Origin of the sequence: Pseudomonas massiliensis (assembly GCF_000826105.1) — a bacterium.
Lineage (GTDB): Bacteria > Pseudomonadota > Gammaproteobacteria > Pseudomonadales > Pseudomonadaceae > Aquipseudomonas > Aquipseudomonas massiliensis.
Map to the genome: position 1 here is coordinate 1,102,098 of NZ_CCYK01000007.1, position 16,057 is coordinate 1,118,154.

Sequence of the window (16,057 nt, forward strand, 5' to 3'; positions counted from 1 at the left end):
GGAGGATGCGGTGGTCATGGAGCAGTCATGGCATAAGGATAGACAGCAGCCCGTAAGCATCCTGGTTATAACTCGTTTGAATAACGATCAGCTTTTGCGTGATATGGGGCGGCGGCGAATGCGCGTATCATAGCGCCCCCCGCCGTTCAGATTACGAAAAGCCCATGACCGTGCATTACCCCACCATCGCCGACTGCGTCGGCAATACCCCGCTGGTTCGCCTGCAGCGCCTGGGCGGTGCCACCAGCAATACCCTGCTGCTGAAGCTGGAAGGCAACAACCCGGCCGGTTCAGTGAAGGACCGGCCGGCGCTGTCGATGATCAGCCGGGCCGAACTGCGCGGGCAGATCCAGCCTGGCGACACTCTGATCGAGGCCACCTCTGGCAACACCGGCATCGCCCTGGCCATGGCCGCGGCCATCAAGGGCTACCGGATGATCCTGATCATGCCCGACAACTCCACCGCTGAGCGCAAGGCCGCCATGACCGCCTACGGCGCCGAGCTGATCCTGGTCAGCCGTGAGGAAGGCATGGAAGGCGCGCGCGACCTGGCCGAGCGCCTGCAGGCAGAAGGGCGGGGCAAGGTGCTGGACCAGTTCGCCAACGGCGACAACCCCGAGGCGCATTATCAAAGCACGGGCCCGGAAATCTGGCAGCAGACCGGCGGCAGCATTACCCACTTCATCAGCTCCATGGGTACCACCGGTACCATCATGGGCACCTCTCGTTACCTGAAGGAACAGAACCCGGCCGTGCAGATCGTGGGCCTGCAGCCGATGGAGGGCTCGGCGATTCCGGGCATCCGCCGCTGGCCTGAGGCCTACCTGCCGAAGATCTACCAGGCCGAACGGGTCGACCGTATCGTCGACATGGCCCAGGCCGAGGCTGAGGATATCACTCGCCGCCTGGCGCGGGAGGAAGGCATTTTCTGCGGCGTATCTTCCGGCGGCGCGGTGGCCGGCATGTTGCGGATCAGCCGGGAAGTGGAGCATGCGGTACTGGTGGCGATCATCTGCGACCGCGGCGACCGCTATCTGTCCAGCGGCCTGTTCGACGCGCCCAACTGATGGCACGCAAGAATGGCGGGCTGCGCTTCCAGCCCAGTGGCGGTCAGCGGGCTGCGGCGGTCCCAGCGGGCAAGAAGCTACGCTTGCGCATCGAGCGCCTGGCCGCCGACGGTCGTGGCATCGGCTTCGAGGATGGGCGCACCTGGTTCGTCAGCGGCGCCTTGGCTGGCGAGACGGTGGACGCCCGGGTGCTCAGCGCACAGGGCAAGGTGGTGCAGGCCCGGGCCGAGCGGATAATTGAAGCGGCGGCCCTGCGGCGGCAAGCGCCATGCCCCTATGTGGACCGCTGTGGCGGCTGCAGCGTGCAGCACATCAGCCATGATGACCAGCTGGCCCTCAAGCAGCGGCAATTGGCCGAGCAGTTGGCCAAGGTAGGTGGCGTGGCGCCGGACGCCTGGGCGAAGCCCCTGGTGAGCCCGGAATTCGGTTATCGGCGCAGGGCCCGTGTCGCGGTGCGCTGGGATCAGGCCAAGCAGCGCCTGGAAGTGGGTTTTCGCGCGGCGGCCAGCCAGCAGATCGTGGACATCGACCAATGCCTGGTGCTGGTACAACCTTTGCAGTCGATTTTCCAGGCACTACCTGGAGTCCTGCGTCAGTTGAACCGTCCCCGCGCCATCGGCCACATCGAGTTGTTCCATGGCACCCAGTCCGCCGTGCTCGTGCGCCATACCGCTCCCCTGGAGGACGCCGACCAGGCGCGGTTGCGCGCATTTTGTGCGGGGCAGGGCGCTCAACTCTGGTGGCAGGGTACAGGCGAGCCGCATCCTGACGATCCCGCCGGCACCCTCGCATACGCCTTGACGCCATGGGATCTGCGGCTGGGTTACCGGCCCGGGGATTTCGTGCAGGTCAACGAGGCCGTGAACCAGGCCATGGTCGAGCAGGCCCTGGCCTGGTTGGCGCCAGGCACCCAAGATCGGGTGCTGGACCTGTTCTGCGGCCTGGGCAACTTCGCCTTGCCCCTGGCGCGCCTGGCCGGGGAAGTGGTCGGCGTGGAAGGTGTGCAAGGCATGGTCGACCGCGCGGCGACCAACGCGATCGATAACGGTCTGGCCAACGCGACCTTTTACCAGGCCGATCTGTCACAACCCCTGCAAGGCGCGCCCTGGGCGAAGAAAGGCTTTTCTGCGGTACTATTGGATCCGCCTCGTGATGGGGCTTTTGAAACAGTTCGCCATATATCCTCGCTGGGGCCGCGCCGCATTGTGTATGTATCGTGCAATCCCGCGACCCTGGCCCGTGACACCGTGGCGTTGCAGCAACAGGGTTACCGTTTGAAACGTGCCGGCGTTCTCGACATGTTCCCGCAAACCTCCCATGTCGAGGCGATGGCGTTATTTGAAAAAGGTCAGGACGACCAGGCAATGTGACTGGCGACCCCGCGAGTGGCGGCGGTCCCGGCTCCACAGATCAGCCCGAGGCGCGGATGCGCCGGGTGGGAGCCTGAGCCAGCGAATGTTGGCGCACCCGTAGTGCGTCATAGGGAAGGTAAAGATGGTACAGGTGAGAGCGCAGCAGCCGGTCAATACGGACGGCAGCATCAACCTCGATGCGTGGCTCGATCATATCGTCAGCGTGGACCTGGCGCTCGACCGGGAAGCGTTGAAGCAGGCGTGCGAGTTCGCCCTTGCGCTGGACGTGGCTAACGTCAACGCCAAGGATTCCTGGGCCGATGGCACGTCCAGCTACCAGGCTGGCCTGGAAATCGCCGAGATCCTGGCCGACCTCAAGCTAGATCAGGATTCGCTCGTGGCGGCGGTGATCTACCGCTCGGTGCGCGAGGGCAAGGTGGGGCTGGCTGAGGTGGGCGAGCGCTTCGGCCCGGTGGTCGCCAAGCTGATCGATGGTGTGCTGCGCATGGCGGCCATCAGCGCCAGCCTCAGCCCCCGGCAGTCGCTGGTGCTCGGCACCCAGGTGCAGGTGGACAACCTGCGCAAGATGCTGGTCGCCATGGTCGACGATGTACGAGTGGCGCTGATCAAGCTGGCTGAGCGCACCTGCGCCATTCGCGCGGTGAAGAACGCGCCCGAGGAAAAACGCCAGCGGGTGGCCCGGGAAGTCTTCGATATCTATGCGCCCCTGGCCCATCGCCTCGGTATCGGCCATATCAAGTGGGAGCTGGAAGACATTTCCTTCCGCTACCTGGAGCCTGAGCAATACAAGCAGATCGCCAAGCTGCTGCATGAGCGGCGCCTGGACCGCGAGCGCTTCATTGCCGACGTGATGCACCAGCTCGAACGTGAACTCACCGAAACCGGGGTCAAGCCCGACATCAGCGGGCGGGCGAAACATATCTATTCGATCTGGCGCAAGATGCAGCGCAAGGGCCTGCAGTTCAGCCAGATCTACGACGTCCGGGCGGTGCGGGTGCTGGTGCCGGAGGTGCGCGACTGCTACACCGCGCTGGGCATCGTGCACACCCTGTGGCGGCATATCCCCAAGGAATTCGACGACTACATCGCCAACCCCAAGGAGAATGGCTATCGCTCCTTGCACACCGCGGTGATAGGCCCCGAAGGCAAGGTGCTGGAAGTGCAGATCCGCACCCATGCCATGCACGAGGAAGCCGAGCTCGGGGTATGCGCCCACTGGCGCTACAAGGGCACCGACGTCAAGCCCAGCTCCAACCATTACGAAGAGAAGATCTCCTGGCTGCGCCAAGTGCTGGAATGGCACGAGGAACTGGGCGACATCGGTGGGCTGGCCGAGCAGTTGCGGGTCGACATCGAGCCGGACCGGGTCTACGTATTCACGCCCGACGGCCACGCCATCGACCTGCCCAAGGGGGCCACGCCCCTGGACTTCGCCTACCGGGTGCATACCGAGATCGGACACAACTGCCGGGGCGCCAAGATCAACGGCCGCATCGTGCCGCTGAACTACAGCCTGCAAACCGGTGAGCAGGTCGAGATCATCACCAGCAAGCAGGGCAGCCCCAGCCGGGACTGGCTCAACTCCAACCTGGGCTATGTCACCACCTCCCGGGCGCGGGCCAAGATCGTCCACTGGTTCAAGCTGCAAGCCCGGGACCAGAACGTGGCCGCCGGGCGCAGCCTGCTGGAACGCGAACTCAGCCGGCTGGGCCTGCCGCAGGTAGACTTCGAGCGCCTGGCGGAAAAAGCCAACGTCAAGACCGCCGAGGACCTGTTCGCCGCGCTGGGCGCCGGTGACCTGCGCCTGGCCCCCTTGGTGAACGCTGCCCAGCAGCTGGCCGAGCCCGACCGTGGGCATCTCGATACCCTCGACCTGATTCCGCGCAAGTCGTCCAGCGGCTACAAGCCGGGCAAGCGCGGGGATATCCAGATCCAGGGGGTGGGCAACCTGCTGACCCAGATGGCGGGCTGCTGCCAGCCGCTACCGGGCGATGCCATCGTCGGCTACATCACCCAGGGTCGTGGCGTGAGCATCCACCGCCAGGATTGCGCCTCGGTGCTGCAGCTCAGCGCCAAGGAGCCCGAGCGCATCATCCAGGTCAGCTGGGGGCCGGTGCCGGTGCTTACCTACCCGGTGGACATCCTGATCCGCGCCTATGACCGTTCCGGCCTGCTTCGCGACGTATCCCAAGTGTTGCTCAACGAGCGGATCAACGTGCTGGCGGTCAATACCCGCTCCAACAAGGAAGACAATACCGCGCAGATGTCCCTGACCATCGAGATCCCGGGGCTGGACGCGCTCGGACGGTTGCTGGGGCGAATATCCCAGTTGCCCAACATCATTGAAGCGCGGCGTAACCGTACCCCATGAGCCAGCCAGAGAAAGCCTACACACTGGAAGACCTGCTTTACCTGATGGCGCGCCTGCGGGACCCGCAAAACGGCTGCCCCTGGGATCAGAAGCAGACCTACGCCAGCATCGTGCCCTATACCCTGGAGGAGGCCTACGAAGTCGCCGACGCCATCGAGCGCGAGGACTTCGTCCACTTACCTGGGGAGCTGGGCGACCTGCTGTTCCAGGTGGTGTATTACGCCCAGCTGGGCCGGGAAGAGGGCCGCTTCGACTTCGCCCAGGTCGTGGATGGGATCACCCGCAAGCTGGTGCGGCGGCATCCCCATGTGTTCGCCACCGGTGACCTCTATGCGCCCCTGGACAGCCCGCGCCTGGACGAAGCGCAGGTAAAGAATCGCTGGGAGGCGATCAAGGCTGAAGAGCGCGCTGAGCGTAGCGATGCGCCCGAACAGCTTTCATTGCTGGACGATGTGCCGGTGGCCCTGCCGGGCCTGCCGCGCGCGGTGAAGCTGCAAAAGCGCGCCGCCTCGGTAGGCTTCGACTGGCCGGCAGCGCTGCCGGTGGTGGACAAGGTACGGGAGGAACTGGACGAACTGCTCGAAGCCATGGCGGGCAACGACGCCTCGGCAGTGGAGCACGAACTCGGCGACCTGCTCTTCACCGTGGCCAACCTGGCGCGCAAGCTGAAGGTGGACCCGGAGCAGGCGCTGCGAGGTGCCAACGGCAGATTCGAGCGGCGGTTCCGCTACCTCGAACAGGTGTTGCGCGAGCGGGGCCAAGTCATCGAAGATTGCGACCTCGAGGCGCTCGATGCCCTCTGGGGTGAAGCGAAACGTCAGGAACAGAAAACGCCCAGCTGCGGCTGAGCAAGAGCGAGTGAGCACCATGAGCCTTTCCCTTCGTGACCAACTGCTCAAGGCAGGGTTGGTCAACCAGAAACAAGTCAAGCAGGTGAGCAAGGAGCAGCAGAAGCACAAGCGGCTGGTGCAAAAGGGCCAGGCCGAGGCGGACGACACCCAGAAGCGCCTGGCCCAGGAGGCCGCCGCCGAGAAGCTGCGCAAGGACCAGGAGCTCAACCGCCAACAGCAAGCCAAGGCCGAAGCCAAGGCCAAGGCGGCCCAGGTCAAGCAGCTTATCGAAGCGACCCGCTTGCCCAAGCTGACCACCGAAGACTATTACAACTTCGTCGACGACAAGAAGGTCAAGCGCTTGTCCGTGAACAGCCTGATGCGTAGCAAGCTGTCGAACGGCAGCCTGGCCATCGTTCACCACGGAGGCGGCTACGAGGTCATTCCTCGTGAAGCGGCCGTGAAGGTGCAGGAGCGGGAGCCTCGCCGCATCGTGCTGCTCAATACCCCCACGGAAGAGCCTGATGGCGATGATCCGTACGCCGCCTACAAGATTCCCGATGATCTGATGTGGTGAAGATTCGCTAGCTTGCACCTTGCATTCGGGAGCTGCGCCCGTTCCACATGGCCGTTGGGAGTTAGCGGAGCTGACGAATCGTGTTCAACGGGACAGCTTTTTCGCTAGCTGGCGCTAGCTCCCACTGTGGTTACCTCGCTGTTTGATAAATGGGGTTCAGTTCAGCCGGTGGGAGTCAGCGGAGCTGACGAATCGTGTTCAACGGGACAGCTTTTTCGCTAGCTGGCGCTAGCTCCCACTGTGGTTACCTCGCTGTCTGATAAATGGGGTTCAGTTCAGCGGGCCTGTTCATCGTCAGGCCAGGTTCGCCAGCTTCCCTGACTCGGACATGGCGCCGTGATGGATCTCAGCCCTAACGGCCTCCTGTGCCTCCAGCTCATGCTGGTAGGCCAGCGCATCGTGTTCATTGTGGAACATGCCTACCAGCAGGTCCTGTTGGTACACGTCCCAGATACGCACGCCGGCGGCAAGGCCTTCATGGGACATATGGGCATCGTCACGTTCGCTTACTTTCACAGTCATGTTGACACTCCTCTGGGTAGCCGTCGCAAGGGACGTGCTTCCGTTATAGGAGCCTGGCGGGAGAATGGGAACGCGGCGCCAGCGCAACGGACTGTTGCGTTTTTCAAGAAAAACGGCTCAGGCCAGGCGTGGCGCGGCCTGCGGCAAATTGTCGCGGCAGATGAAGCTGCGTGAAGAATGTTTTAAGGAGGGAAAAACGTGACCGAGGGACCTCGGTCACGCCGGCAGGCGGTTAGCTGCCTTGGACTTTTCGGCCATCCACCGTGCCGTCCTGCAGCATGATGGTGTATTCCTTGCCGTCAGTTTCGACCTGCTGAAGCTGGACCAAGAGGTAGTCCCAGCTCTTGGCGAACCAGAGCACGGTCACCCGCTTGCTCTGGGTGGGGTCACGGACGCGTTCGACCTTGATGGCGTCAATGCTACCGGCCTTGGTTTGTACTTTCTCTTCACCCAGAACGCGGAAGTCGTAGGTGTCGATTTCGTCGCCGTCCACCACCTGGTAGCTCATGCTCTTCTTGCCGGCCGCCACGTCATGCTGAAGCGCCAGCTGGTAGCTGGACTTGTCCAGTACGCCCCGGTTGAGCGGCAGGGTGATGGCGTCTCCGCGGTCGGTGCCGGTGACTTTCTTGGCGGACCAGTCGAAGTCCAGGTCCACCGTCTTGGCCTTGCCCAGGCCGCCACGCTCGAAGTGATATTTCTGCGGAAGCAACGTTTCCTTGTCCATGCGCAGCGTGCTGCTTTCGGTAAGGCTGGCGATCACCATCGATGCCTTGAAGTTGAGCGTCCAATCACCATCGGCGCCTTTGCTGAGGCTGCGTTCGGCGGTACCGCTCATGGGCAGTTGTTTCCAGTCGGCCGTGTAGCTGGCCGAGAAGGGTTTCAGGTCTGCGGCCTGTGCGCTGGGTAGGGCGAGCAGGGCGAGCGCGAATAACAGGGCACGACGCATATGGTCTCCTATGGGCGAATCAAATGGCCACTGGCTGGCAGCGGGTGGCCATCGAGCACAACGCCGGTGGGCGTCAGGCCAAGCCTGCCTTGGGCAAACCAGTCGATGGCCAGGGGGTAGATCCGGTGTTCCTGGGCGTGAACCCGCTGGGCGAGGGTGTCCGGTGTGTCTTCGGCCGCTATCGCGACGGCAGCCTGTACGACCAAGGGGCCCCCGTCGAGTTCCTCGGTGACGAAGTGTACGCTGCAACCGTGCTCCGCGTCCCCGGCTTCCAGGGCGCGGCGATGGGTATGCAGCCCTTTGTACCGGGGCAATAGCGAAGGATGGATGTTCAGCAGACGGCCATGGTAGTGGCGAACGAAGCCGGGGCTGAGGATGCGCATGAAGCCCGCCAAGGCCACCAGGCTGGGCTCGAAGCCGTCGATCAGGGCCATCAGAGCCTCGTCGAAGGCTCCACGGCCCTGGTAACCGGCATGCTCCAGCACGCGGGTTTCGATGCCGGCGTTCGCCGCGCGAACCAGGCCCGGGGCATCGGCGCGGTTGGAAATCACCGCGCGAATGCGCACGAGGCTGTCGGCGTGGCGGAACTGGTCGATCATTGCCTGGAGGTTGCTGCCGGTGCCCGACAGCAAGACCACCAGGTTGCAAGGCGCGGGCATCAGTGGGCCTTGAGGTTTTTCAGCTCGACCTGGGCGGCGCCGTCGGCCGCGGTGGCGATTTCCCCGATCACCCAAGGCTGTTCGCCTTCGGCACGCAGAACCTCGAGTGCGCGGGCGACGTCAGCCTGAGCCACGCAGATCACCATCCCCACGCCGCAGTTCAGTACGCGATGCATCTCGGTTTCGTCGACGTTGCCCTGCTGCTGCAGCCAGTCGAATACGGCCGGGCGCTCCCAGCTGGCCACATCGACCACGGCCTGGGCGCCAGCTGGCAGCACGCGCGGGATGTTGTCGAGCAGGCCGCCGCCGGTGATGTGGGCCATGGCTTTCACGGCACCGGTTTCGGCGATCAGCTTGAGCAGGGGCTTGACGTAGATGCGGGTCGGCGCCATCAGCAGGTCCGCCAGGGGCTTGCCGTCGAGCTGCTCGGTGGCGAGGTCCGCCCCGGAAACCTCGATAATCTTGCGGATCAGCGAGTAGCCGTTGGAGTGCGGGCCCGAGGAGGGCAGGGCAATGAGGGCGTCACCGGTAGCCACCCGGGAGCCGTCGATGATGTCCGACTTCTCCACGACACCGACGCAGAAGCCGGCCAGGTCGTAGTCCTCGCCTTCGTACATGCCCGGCATTTCGGCGGTTTCGCCGCCCACCAGAGAGCAGCCGGCCTGTTCGCACCCTTCGCCGATACCGGTGACCACGGTGGCCGCCACGTCGACGTTCAGCTTGCCGGTGGCATAGTAGTCAAGGAAGAACAGCGGCTCGGCGCCGCAGACCACCAGATCGTTGACGCACATGGCCACCAGGTCGATGCCGATGCTGTCGTGCTTGTTCAGGTTCAAGGCCAGGCGCAGCTTGGTGCCCACGCCATCGGTGCCGGAGACCAGCACGGGCTGCCTGTAGCCGGCCGGGATCTCGCACAGCGCGCCGAAGCCTCCCAGGCCGCCCATCACTTCAGGCCGCGCGGTACGCTTGGCCACGCCCTTGATGCGTTCGACCAGCGCTTCACCGGCGTCGATGTCCACACCGGCGTCCTTGTAGCTCAGGGAGGGTTGCTTGCTCATGATCCAGGCCTTTGAAGAGGGGCGATACAGGAAACGACCACGGGGGTCTGCGAAGGCGCGCGATTTTATCAGGGTTGGTCTGTTCAGGCCAGAACGCGGCCAGGCCGGCGAGCCCTCGAATCCGCGCCGTGGTTGGCAGGGCGAATGTTTTCAGGGAAAGTGGGTCCCACTTCTCTTAGTACACGTTCTTTTGGAAATCAGCCCATGCGCCTGCGCTCCGTTCTGCTCGCTTCATTGTTCGGTCTAGTTCATCTGGCAGCCTGGGGCGAAACCGTCGCCAACCTGTACGAGGTCAGCGAGCCGGTCGCCAGCCAGGCACCGGAAGAGCGGGACCAGGCCACCCAGCGTGCCCTGGAAACCCTGGTGCTGCGCCTGACCGGCGACGCCAAGGCCTATGGTGGTGGCGCCCTGGCGAGCGTTCGCAAGGACCCGCAACAGATCATCAGCCAATACGGCTACCAGGCCGGGCCGCCCCAGGTCCTGCAGGTGGATTTCGACCCGGTCAGTACAGACAAGGCCCTGCGTCAGGCCGGGCTGGCGACCTGGGGCGCCAATCGCCCTTCCATCCTTGCCTGGTGGCTGAACGATAGTCCCGCCGGGGCTATCCTGGCCGGCGATGCCCAGCCCAGCGCCGCCCCGCTGCGCCAGGCCGCCAGGCACCGTGGCCTGCCCCTCAAGCTGCCCATGGCCGACCTGCCGGAGCAGCTGGCGGCCACCGCCAAGAACCTGGAAGCCGCCGACCCGGCCCCTTTGCAAGGTGTATCCCAACGCTATGGCGCCGACGCGTTGCTGGCCGTGCATGCCGTTCCCAGTGGGGAGCGTTGGCAGGCGAAGTGGCGGCTTTGGCTGGGCGGGCAAAAAGAACAGGGCAGCGTGGAAGCGGCCGACCAGGCAGGCCTGGCCGATGCGGTGATGCTGGCCGTGGCGCAACGGCTTGCGCCCCGCTATACGGTCAAGCCGGGCGCCAGTGGCGACCTGACGGTCGAAGTGCAGGGCATGACCCTGGACCACTACGCTGAACTGGGGCGCGTGCTCGATACCCTGGGCGGCCGCCTGTTGAGCGTGCAGGGTGACCGCGTTCTCTATCAGGTGACCGCCAGCGCCGACCAGTTGCGAGCGCAACTGAGCCTGGCCCGTTTGCAGGAGATGCCGGCGACGCCCGCCGATGCGTCAATCCCCGCCACGCCGGGCGCGGCGCCCACGCTCGAACCTCTGCGGTTCCACTGGTAAGGGGCGGTCATGACAGACAAGAAGCGTTGGTTCTGGCTGGGCGCGGCGTTGGTCGCCGTCGCCCTGATCTTCGAATTGCATCCTATCCTCTCGCCCTTCCTGGTCGGCATGCTGATCGCGTACCTGGGCGACCCGCTGGTAGACCGGCTCGAGCGTCTGCGCTTGTCCCGTACCCTTGCCGTGGTCGTGGTGTTCGCGCTCTTCACCCTGATCGTGCTCCTGGCGCTGGTGGTGGTGATTCCCATGCTGGCCAAGCAGGTGGTACGGCTGTACGAACTGACCCCACAGTTTCTGGATTGGCTGCAGCAGGTGGCGCTGCCGTGGGTTCAGTCGCGGCTGGGGCTGGCAGAAGGCTTCTGGAAGTTCGACAAGATCAAGGAGGCTATTTCCGCCCACATGGGGCAGACCACCGATATCGTTGGCCTGGTGCTGGCCAGGGCAACCGCCTCGGGCCTGGCCCTGATCGGCTGGCTGGCCAATCTGGTGCTGATTCCCGTAGTGGGTTTCTACCTGCTGCGAGACTGGGACCTGATGATGGCCAAGATCCGTGGCCTGCTGCCTCGGCATCGGGAAGGGCAAATCGTTACGCTGGCTCGCGAGTGCCATGAGGTGCTCGGCGCTTTCGTGCGCGGCCAGCTAATGGTCATGCTCGCCCTGGGCGGCATCTATTCGGTGGGCCTGATGCTCACCGGCCTGGAGTTGGGCCTGCTGGTCGGGGTGCTGGCCGGGTTGGCCTCGATAGTGCCCTACATGGGCTTTATCACCGGTATCAGCGCCGCGCTCGCCGCGGGGCTGTTCCAGTTCGGCCTGGACCCATGGCATCTTGCGGCCATCGGCGCGGTATTCGCCATCGGCCAGATGCTCGAAGGCATGGTGCTGACCCCGTTGCTGGTGGGTGATCGCATCGGCCTGCATCCAGTGGCGGTGATCTTCGCCATCCTGGCGGGTGGTGAGCTGTTCGGCTTCACCGGGGTGCTGTTGGCCCTGCCGGTCGCCGCCGTCATCATGGTGCTGGTGCGGCATATGCACGTGCTCTACAAGCAATCGGACCTCTACGGCGGTGGCGAGGATCCACAGTTGTAATTACCCCTGGCTGGCCGGCGGGCGCGCGATCAGCCCTTGCCGGCGGGCCTGGCGCGCGTCAAGCTTGCAGCTTCCAGCCAAGCCGCTAGAATCTGGCACCTTTTGAGTTGAGGCGTAACCCCAGGCGCATGAAAGAGCCGATCCAACTCCCGCTGGGTGTGCGCCTGCGTGATGACGCCACCTTCGTCAACTACTATCCCGGAGCCAACGCCGCGGCGCTTGGCTACGTCGAGCGGTTGTGCGATGCGGATGCCGGCTGGACGGAGAGCCTGATCTACCTCTGGGGCAAGCCGGGGGTAGGGCGCACTCATCTGATGCAGGCGGCATGCTTGCGCATGGAGCAGCAGGGGCAGCCAGCGGTGTACCTGCCTCTGGCCCAGCTGCTGGACCGGGGTGTTGGCATTCTGGATTACCTGGCCCAATATGAACTCGTATGCCTGGACGATCTCCAGGTCATCGCCGGCAAGGCAGACTGGGAAGAGGCCTTGTTCCACCTGTTCAATCGCCTGCGTGACAGTGGGCGCCGCCTACTGATCGCCGCGTCACATTCCCCACGGGAATTGCCGGTAAAGCTGGCAGACCTCAAGTCCCGCCTTACCCTGGCCCTGGTTTTCCAGATGCGGCCGCTTTCCGACGAAGACAAGCTGCGAGCGCTTCAGCTGAGGGCTTCGCGCCGGGGCCTGCACCTGACCGATGAGGTGGGGCATTTCATCCTTACCCGCGGAAGTCGCAGCATGAGCTCGCTGTTCGACCTGCTCGAACGCCTCGATCAGGCCTCGCTTCAAGCTCAGCGCAAGCTCACTATCCCTTTCCTCAAGGAAACCCTGGGCTGGTAACAGCGCCGTCATGCCTGCACAGCAGCGCAGCTGGCGAATGGCCTGGGCTTGCCTGGCATGACCCTTGCTTCACTGATCCGACCGCCACTTGACTGGCGCAGTAGTCGTTTCGCTACTGATAGCTTTCCTATATCACTCATCGTTAGCTAAGCGAAGCGGATCCGCCTAGGCGTTGCTTCCTTGGAATGTTTCGTAACGCGGGCATCGTGGATAACGCAACAAGATCATGGGCTTGGAGTCAGGGCCCTTCAGGTCCAAGTGCTCTAGACCAGCAATTTGCGCGTTAGATGTCAGCCTGAACAACGAGAGTCACAAAATGTTCTATAAAATTTGCAAATGATGCCGATAGAGGGCATATTCCACTCTTCTTCAACCAACCGACACGGTCGTGCCCATGCTCAAGCGCTTCGCACCCCTCGTGCCCCTTGCACTCGTTACCCTGCTGGTCGGCTGCGCAGCCCAGTCACCGGTCTCGCAACAGCAGGTGTCCGCCCCCGTTACCGCCGAACGCGCCCCTCAGGCGCCAACCCAGCTTCGCCACCCATCCATTGCCCAGGTTTCCGTGTTCGATGAGGCTGACGAAGCCGACGACAAGGACGACTTGGCCGCGTTTTCCAGCAAGGCGCCGTATCGCCTGCCGTTGCTGGCCGATAGCATCCTCGAACGCGGCAAATCTTTGATCGGTACCCGCTACCAGTTTGGCGGCACCACTGAAAGCGGCTTCGATTGCACAGGCTTCATCAACTTCCTGTTCCGCGAAGAGGCGGGCATGACCCTGCCGCGCTCCAGCCGCGAAATGATCAACGTCAAGGCGCCGCTGGTTGCCCGTAACAACCTCAAGCCGGGTGATGTGCTGTTCTTCGGCACCTCGGGGCGCAAGGGCCGGGTCAGCCACGCCGGTATCTACCTGGGCGGCGATCAGTTCATCCACTCCAGCAGCCGCCGCAGCGGTGGCGTACGGGTCGACAGTCTGGGCGACCGCTACTGGAGCAAAACCTATATCGAAGCCAAGCGCATGTTGGCCATGGCGCCCGTCAGCGAAATGGCTCGCAAGTAAACCAGCGCAACGCCTGACAAGGGCAGCGACGAGCGGTCACGCTTTCGCTGCCCTTTTTTATGGAAAACAGCGGGTTAAACGCTAATCTTCATCGGCAGTCGAACTCGGAACCCCTGTCCATGGCCTTTTTCTTCCTTCGCGTGCTCGCAGTGCTGCCGCTGGTGGCGCTTGCCGGTTGTGCAACCCCGCCGCCGCCCGCGTCCGCCCCTGTCGCCGCGGCGCCCCGTCCGCTGATGGTCGACCCGAGCGATTATTCTTCGATCAAGGCCGATGACGTGCTGTTCCGGGCCATCGGCCTGGTGGGTACGCCCTATCGTTGGGGCGGCAACACCCCTGCGGCAGGCTTCGATTGCAGTGGCCTGATTGGCTTCGTGTACCGAGACGCGGCGGGTATAGCCTTGCCGCGTACCACCGCAGAGTTGATCGCCATGCATGCACCCAGCGTGGATCGCGCGGCGCTTCGTTCCGGGGACCTGGTGTTCTTTTCCACCCAGGGTGGCGGGCAGGTGAGTCACGCCGGAATCTACGTGGGGGAGGGGCGCTTCGTGCACGCGCCGTCCACCGGGGGTACGGTGCGCCTGGACTACCTGGACAAGCCTTATTGGCAAAAGGCCTATCTGGACGCCAAGCGCGTCATCCAGCCAGAACGGCTGGCGCAAACGGCGCCTTGAATCCAGCGAGTGGGAACAACTGCCGGCGCGCTTGAGGCACGCGCCGGGCCACGGTTCACTACTGGCGAGTCACCCGCCAGATTTTGTTGCCTACATCATCGGCCACCAGCACCCCGCCCTTGTCATCGCCCACCACGCCGACCGGGCGCCCCATGGCTTCGCCCTTGTCATTGAGGAAGCCGGACAGCAGGTCCAGCGGTTGCCCCTTGGGCATCCCGTTCTCGAAGGGCACGAAGATCACCTTGTAGCCGCTATGGGGCTCGCGGTTCCAGGAGCCGTGCTGGCCGATGAACACCCCTTGGTCGAAGGGGGCGGGCAGTTGCTTGGGTTGGGCGAAGGCCAGGCCCAGGGAGGCGGTGTGTGGCCCGACCGCGTAATCCGGGGTGATGGCCTTCTGTACCAGCTCAGGATTGCCGGGCTCGACCCGAACGTCCACATGCTGGCCATAGTAGCTGTAGGGCCAGCCATAGAAGCCGCCATCCTTCACCGAGGTGATGTAATCGGGCACCAGGTCACTGCCGATCTCGTCCCGCTCGTTGACAGCTGTCCACAGCTTGCCAGTCTTCGGTTCCCAGGCCAGGCCGTTGGGGTTGCGCAGACCAGTGGCGAACAGGCGCTTCTGGCCGCTGGCGGCATCCACTTCCCAGATGGCGGCGCGACCCTCTTCGGCGGCCATGCCGTTCTCGCCCACGTTGCTGTTGGAGCCCACGGTCACGTATAGCTTCTTGCCGTCGGGGCTGGCGATCACATTCTTGGTCCAGTGGTGGTTCAGGCTGCCGGCGGGGAGGTCGGTGACCGTTTCGCCGTCGCCGCTGAGGTGGGTGGCGCCCGGCTGGTACTTGAAGCGCAGGAGCTTGTCAGTATCGGCCACGTAGAAATCCTGGCCTACCAGCGTCATGCCGAAGGGTGAGTTCAGGTTCTTGATGAAGGTTTCCCGGGTTTCCGCTACCCCGTCGCCGTCCTGGTCGCGTAGCAGGGTGATGCGATTGGGGCTCTGCACGCCGGCGCCTGCCCGGCTCATGACCTTTTCCGCCACCCAGCCGCGTATGCCCTTGCTGTCGTCCGGCTTGGTGGGGGAGTTGGTTTCCGCCACCAGTACATCGCCGTTGGGCAGTACATAAAGCCAGCGAGGATGTTCCAGACCCTCGGCGAACGCTTTCACCTGGGTGCCCGGCGCCGCCTTGGGCGTGACGCCGACGGGCCAGCCCACGGCGGGCGCGATGTTGACGGTGGGTACGAGCGTCTTGTTGGGCGCGGGCAGTTTCGGCGACGGGCCAGTGCCGTCGGATACCTGCAGCTTGGCGCTTTCCCCACAGGCGGCCATGCTGGTGGCCAACAGAGCGATGAGAGCGAGACTGGACTTGGGCATGGCATCAGCTTCCTGGCGAGCGGTATGTACCGTAGAGGCAGCGAGCCGGCGGAGGTTCAACATGCCGCATTGACGCTGTGGGGCCAACCCCTTACCCTTCGCCGATCGTTTCAGGTGTCCGACGTGCCGCAGGCGCTCGGGTGAAACAGGGAAGCCGGTGCAAACCCGGCGCTGCCCCCGCAACGGTAGATGAGTCACGCTTGAGCACAAGCCACTGGGGAACCGGGAAGGCGCTGAAGCTGGGCAGCGCCCGCTCATGAGCCCGGAGACCGGCCTGAAACCCATGGGCGTGACCTGCGCCTGTCATACGAGATCGCCGCGCGGGTGAGAGCGGCATCGACGTTCGCGTGCCCGCCGACCCCGGCGCAGGCGCGGCGTTGGTGCGCCCCCGCGAGCGAGCGGAGAGCA

15 protein-coding genes and 1 riboswitch are annotated in these 16,057 nt (G+C 64.2%); of the genes, 10 read left to right on the plus strand and 5 right to left on the minus strand.

Annotated features, from left to right (window positions below):
• Positions 1-164 precede the first annotated feature (164 nt).
• The 5 genes from cysM to BN1188_RS15980 all read left to right on the plus strand — a co-directional run bounded on the left by cysM (position 165) and on the right by BN1188_RS15980 (position 6,218).
• Positions 165-1,067 carry a cysteine synthase CysM gene (gene cysM / locus BN1188_RS15960; protein WP_040262392.1) on the plus strand — a complete coding sequence of 301 codons (903 nt, stop codon included), beginning with the start codon at positions 165-167 and terminating at the stop codon, positions 1,065-1,067.
• On the plus strand, positions 1,067-2,437 hold the full coding sequence (gene rlmD / locus BN1188_RS15965) for a 23S rRNA (uracil(1939)-C(5))-methyltransferase RlmD (protein WP_040262393.1): 1,371 nt from the start codon (positions 1,067-1,069) through the stop codon (positions 2,435-2,437). The genes cysM and rlmD overlap by 1 nt, the downstream gene beginning before the upstream one ends.
• 124 nt (positions 2,438-2,561) lie before the next feature.
• Complete coding sequence (gene relA, locus BN1188_RS15970; protein ID WP_040262394.1) at positions 2,562-4,811, plus strand: GTP diphosphokinase; 2,250 nt, start codon at positions 2,562-2,564, stop codon at positions 4,809-4,811.
• The gene (gene mazG / locus BN1188_RS15975; RefSeq protein ID WP_040262395.1) at positions 4,808-5,659 is read left to right on the plus strand and encodes a nucleoside triphosphate pyrophosphohydrolase; all 852 of its coding nucleotides are present in this window, start codon (positions 4,808-4,810) and stop codon (positions 5,657-5,659) included. The genes relA and mazG overlap by 4 nt, the downstream gene beginning before the upstream one ends.
• Before the next feature lie 19 nt (positions 5,660-5,678).
• Positions 5,679-6,218, plus strand: coding sequence for a DUF2058 domain-containing protein (locus BN1188_RS15980; RefSeq protein WP_040262396.1), 540 nt, complete (start codon positions 5,679-5,681; stop codon positions 6,216-6,218).
• A 294-nt stretch (positions 6,219-6,512) separates the two neighbouring features.
• Here the strand turns inward: BN1188_RS15980 and BN1188_RS15985 are convergent, their stop codons facing one another.
• From BN1188_RS15985 to purM, 4 genes are all read right to left on the minus strand, one after another.
• Positions 6,513-6,740, minus strand: coding sequence for a hypothetical protein (locus tag BN1188_RS15985; protein WP_040262397.1), 228 nt, complete (start codon positions 6,738-6,740; stop codon positions 6,513-6,515).
• 232 nt (positions 6,741-6,972) lie between these two features.
• Positions 6,973-7,686: a DUF3108 domain-containing protein gene (locus tag BN1188_RS15990; RefSeq protein ID WP_040262398.1), complete on the minus strand. Its 714-nt coding sequence runs from the start codon at positions 7,684-7,686 to the stop codon at positions 6,973-6,975.
• Between the two features lie 8 nt (positions 7,687-7,694).
• On the minus strand, positions 7,695-8,345 hold the full coding sequence (gene purN / locus BN1188_RS15995) for a phosphoribosylglycinamide formyltransferase (RefSeq protein ID WP_040262399.1): 651 nt from the start codon (positions 8,343-8,345) through the stop codon (positions 7,695-7,697).
• Positions 8,345-9,403, minus strand: coding sequence for a phosphoribosylformylglycinamidine cyclo-ligase (gene purM, locus BN1188_RS16000; RefSeq protein WP_040262400.1), 1,059 nt, complete (start codon positions 9,401-9,403; stop codon positions 8,345-8,347). The genes purN and purM overlap by 1 nt, the downstream gene beginning before the upstream one ends.
• Before the next feature lie 204 nt (positions 9,404-9,607).
• Here purM and BN1188_RS16005 point away from each other — a divergent pair, with 204 nt between their 5' ends.
• From BN1188_RS16005 to BN1188_RS16025, 5 genes are all read left to right on the plus strand, one after another.
• A complete protein-coding gene (locus BN1188_RS16005) occupies positions 9,608-10,633 on the plus strand; it encodes a DUF2066 domain-containing protein (protein ID WP_040262401.1) in 1,026 nt (341 codons plus the stop codon).
• 9 nt (positions 10,634-10,642) lie between these two features.
• Entirely contained in the window at positions 10,643-11,716 is a 1,074-nt protein-coding gene (locus BN1188_RS16010) for an AI-2E family transporter (protein WP_040262402.1), read from the plus strand.
• A 128-nt stretch (positions 11,717-11,844) separates the two neighbouring features.
• Positions 11,845-12,552 carry a DnaA regulatory inactivator Hda gene (hda, locus tag BN1188_RS16015; protein ID WP_040262403.1) on the plus strand — a complete coding sequence of 236 codons (708 nt, stop codon included), beginning with the start codon at positions 11,845-11,847 and terminating at the stop codon, positions 12,550-12,552.
• Positions 12,553-12,946: 394 nt separating this feature from the next.
• Entirely contained in the window at positions 12,947-13,609 is a 663-nt protein-coding gene (locus BN1188_RS16020) for a C40 family peptidase (protein ID WP_040262404.1), read from the plus strand.
• Positions 13,610-13,728: 119 nt separating this feature from the next.
• The gene (locus BN1188_RS16025; protein WP_084596246.1) at positions 13,729-14,280 is read left to right on the plus strand and encodes a C40 family peptidase; all 552 of its coding nucleotides are present in this window, start codon (positions 13,729-13,731) and stop codon (positions 14,278-14,280) included.
• 58 nt (positions 14,281-14,338) lie between these two features.
• Here the strand turns inward: BN1188_RS16025 and BN1188_RS16030 are convergent, their stop codons facing one another.
• Complete coding sequence (locus BN1188_RS16030; protein WP_040262405.1) at positions 14,339-15,649, minus strand: PQQ-dependent sugar dehydrogenase; 1,311 nt, start codon at positions 15,647-15,649, stop codon at positions 14,339-14,341.
• A gap of 95 nt (positions 15,650-15,744) precedes the next feature.
• A riboswitch (cobalamin riboswitch) is annotated at positions 15,745-15,941 on the plus strand.
• The last annotated feature ends 116 nt before the right edge of the window (positions 15,942-16,057 follow it).

Excerpts from the sequence above, each read along its gene's own strand:
- cysM (WP_040262392.1), top strand. The coding sequence starts at position 165 with ATGACCGTGCATTACCCCACCATCGCCGACTGCGTCGGCAATACCCCG.
- rlmD (WP_040262393.1), top strand. The coding sequence starts at position 1,067 with ATGGCACGCAAGAATGGCGGGCTGCGCTTCCAGCCCAGTGGCGGTCAG.
- relA (WP_040262394.1), top strand. The coding sequence starts at position 2,562 with ATGGTACAGGTGAGAGCGCAGCAGCCGGTCAATACGGACGGCAGCATC.
- mazG (WP_040262395.1), top strand. The coding sequence starts at position 4,808 with ATGAGCCAGCCAGAGAAAGCCTACACACTGGAAGACCTGCTTTACCTG.
- BN1188_RS15980 (WP_040262396.1), top strand. The coding sequence starts at position 5,679 with ATGAGCCTTTCCCTTCGTGACCAACTGCTCAAGGCAGGGTTGGTCAAC.
- BN1188_RS15985 (WP_040262397.1), bottom strand. The coding sequence starts at position 6,740 with ATGACTGTGAAAGTAAGCGAACGTGACGATGCCCATATGTCCCATGAA.
- BN1188_RS15990 (WP_040262398.1), bottom strand. The coding sequence starts at position 7,686 with ATGCGTCGTGCCCTGTTATTCGCGCTCGCCCTGCTCGCCCTACCCAGC.
- purN (WP_040262399.1), bottom strand. The coding sequence starts at position 8,345 with ATGCCCGCGCCTTGCAACCTGGTGGTCTTGCTGTCGGGCACCGGCAGC.
- purM (WP_040262400.1), bottom strand. The coding sequence starts at position 9,403 with ATGAGCAAGCAACCCTCCCTGAGCTACAAGGACGCCGGTGTGGACATC.
- BN1188_RS16005 (WP_040262401.1), top strand. The coding sequence starts at position 9,608 with ATGCGCCTGCGCTCCGTTCTGCTCGCTTCATTGTTCGGTCTAGTTCAT.
- BN1188_RS16010 (WP_040262402.1), top strand. The coding sequence starts at position 10,643 with ATGACAGACAAGAAGCGTTGGTTCTGGCTGGGCGCGGCGTTGGTCGCC.
- hda (WP_040262403.1), top strand. The coding sequence starts at position 11,845 with ATGAAAGAGCCGATCCAACTCCCGCTGGGTGTGCGCCTGCGTGATGAC.
- BN1188_RS16020 (WP_040262404.1), top strand. The coding sequence starts at position 12,947 with ATGCTCAAGCGCTTCGCACCCCTCGTGCCCCTTGCACTCGTTACCCTG.
- BN1188_RS16025 (WP_084596246.1), top strand. The coding sequence starts at position 13,729 with ATGGCCTTTTTCTTCCTTCGCGTGCTCGCAGTGCTGCCGCTGGTGGCG.
- BN1188_RS16030 (WP_040262405.1), bottom strand. The coding sequence starts at position 15,649 with ATGCCCAAGTCCAGTCTCGCTCTCATCGCTCTGTTGGCCACCAGCATG.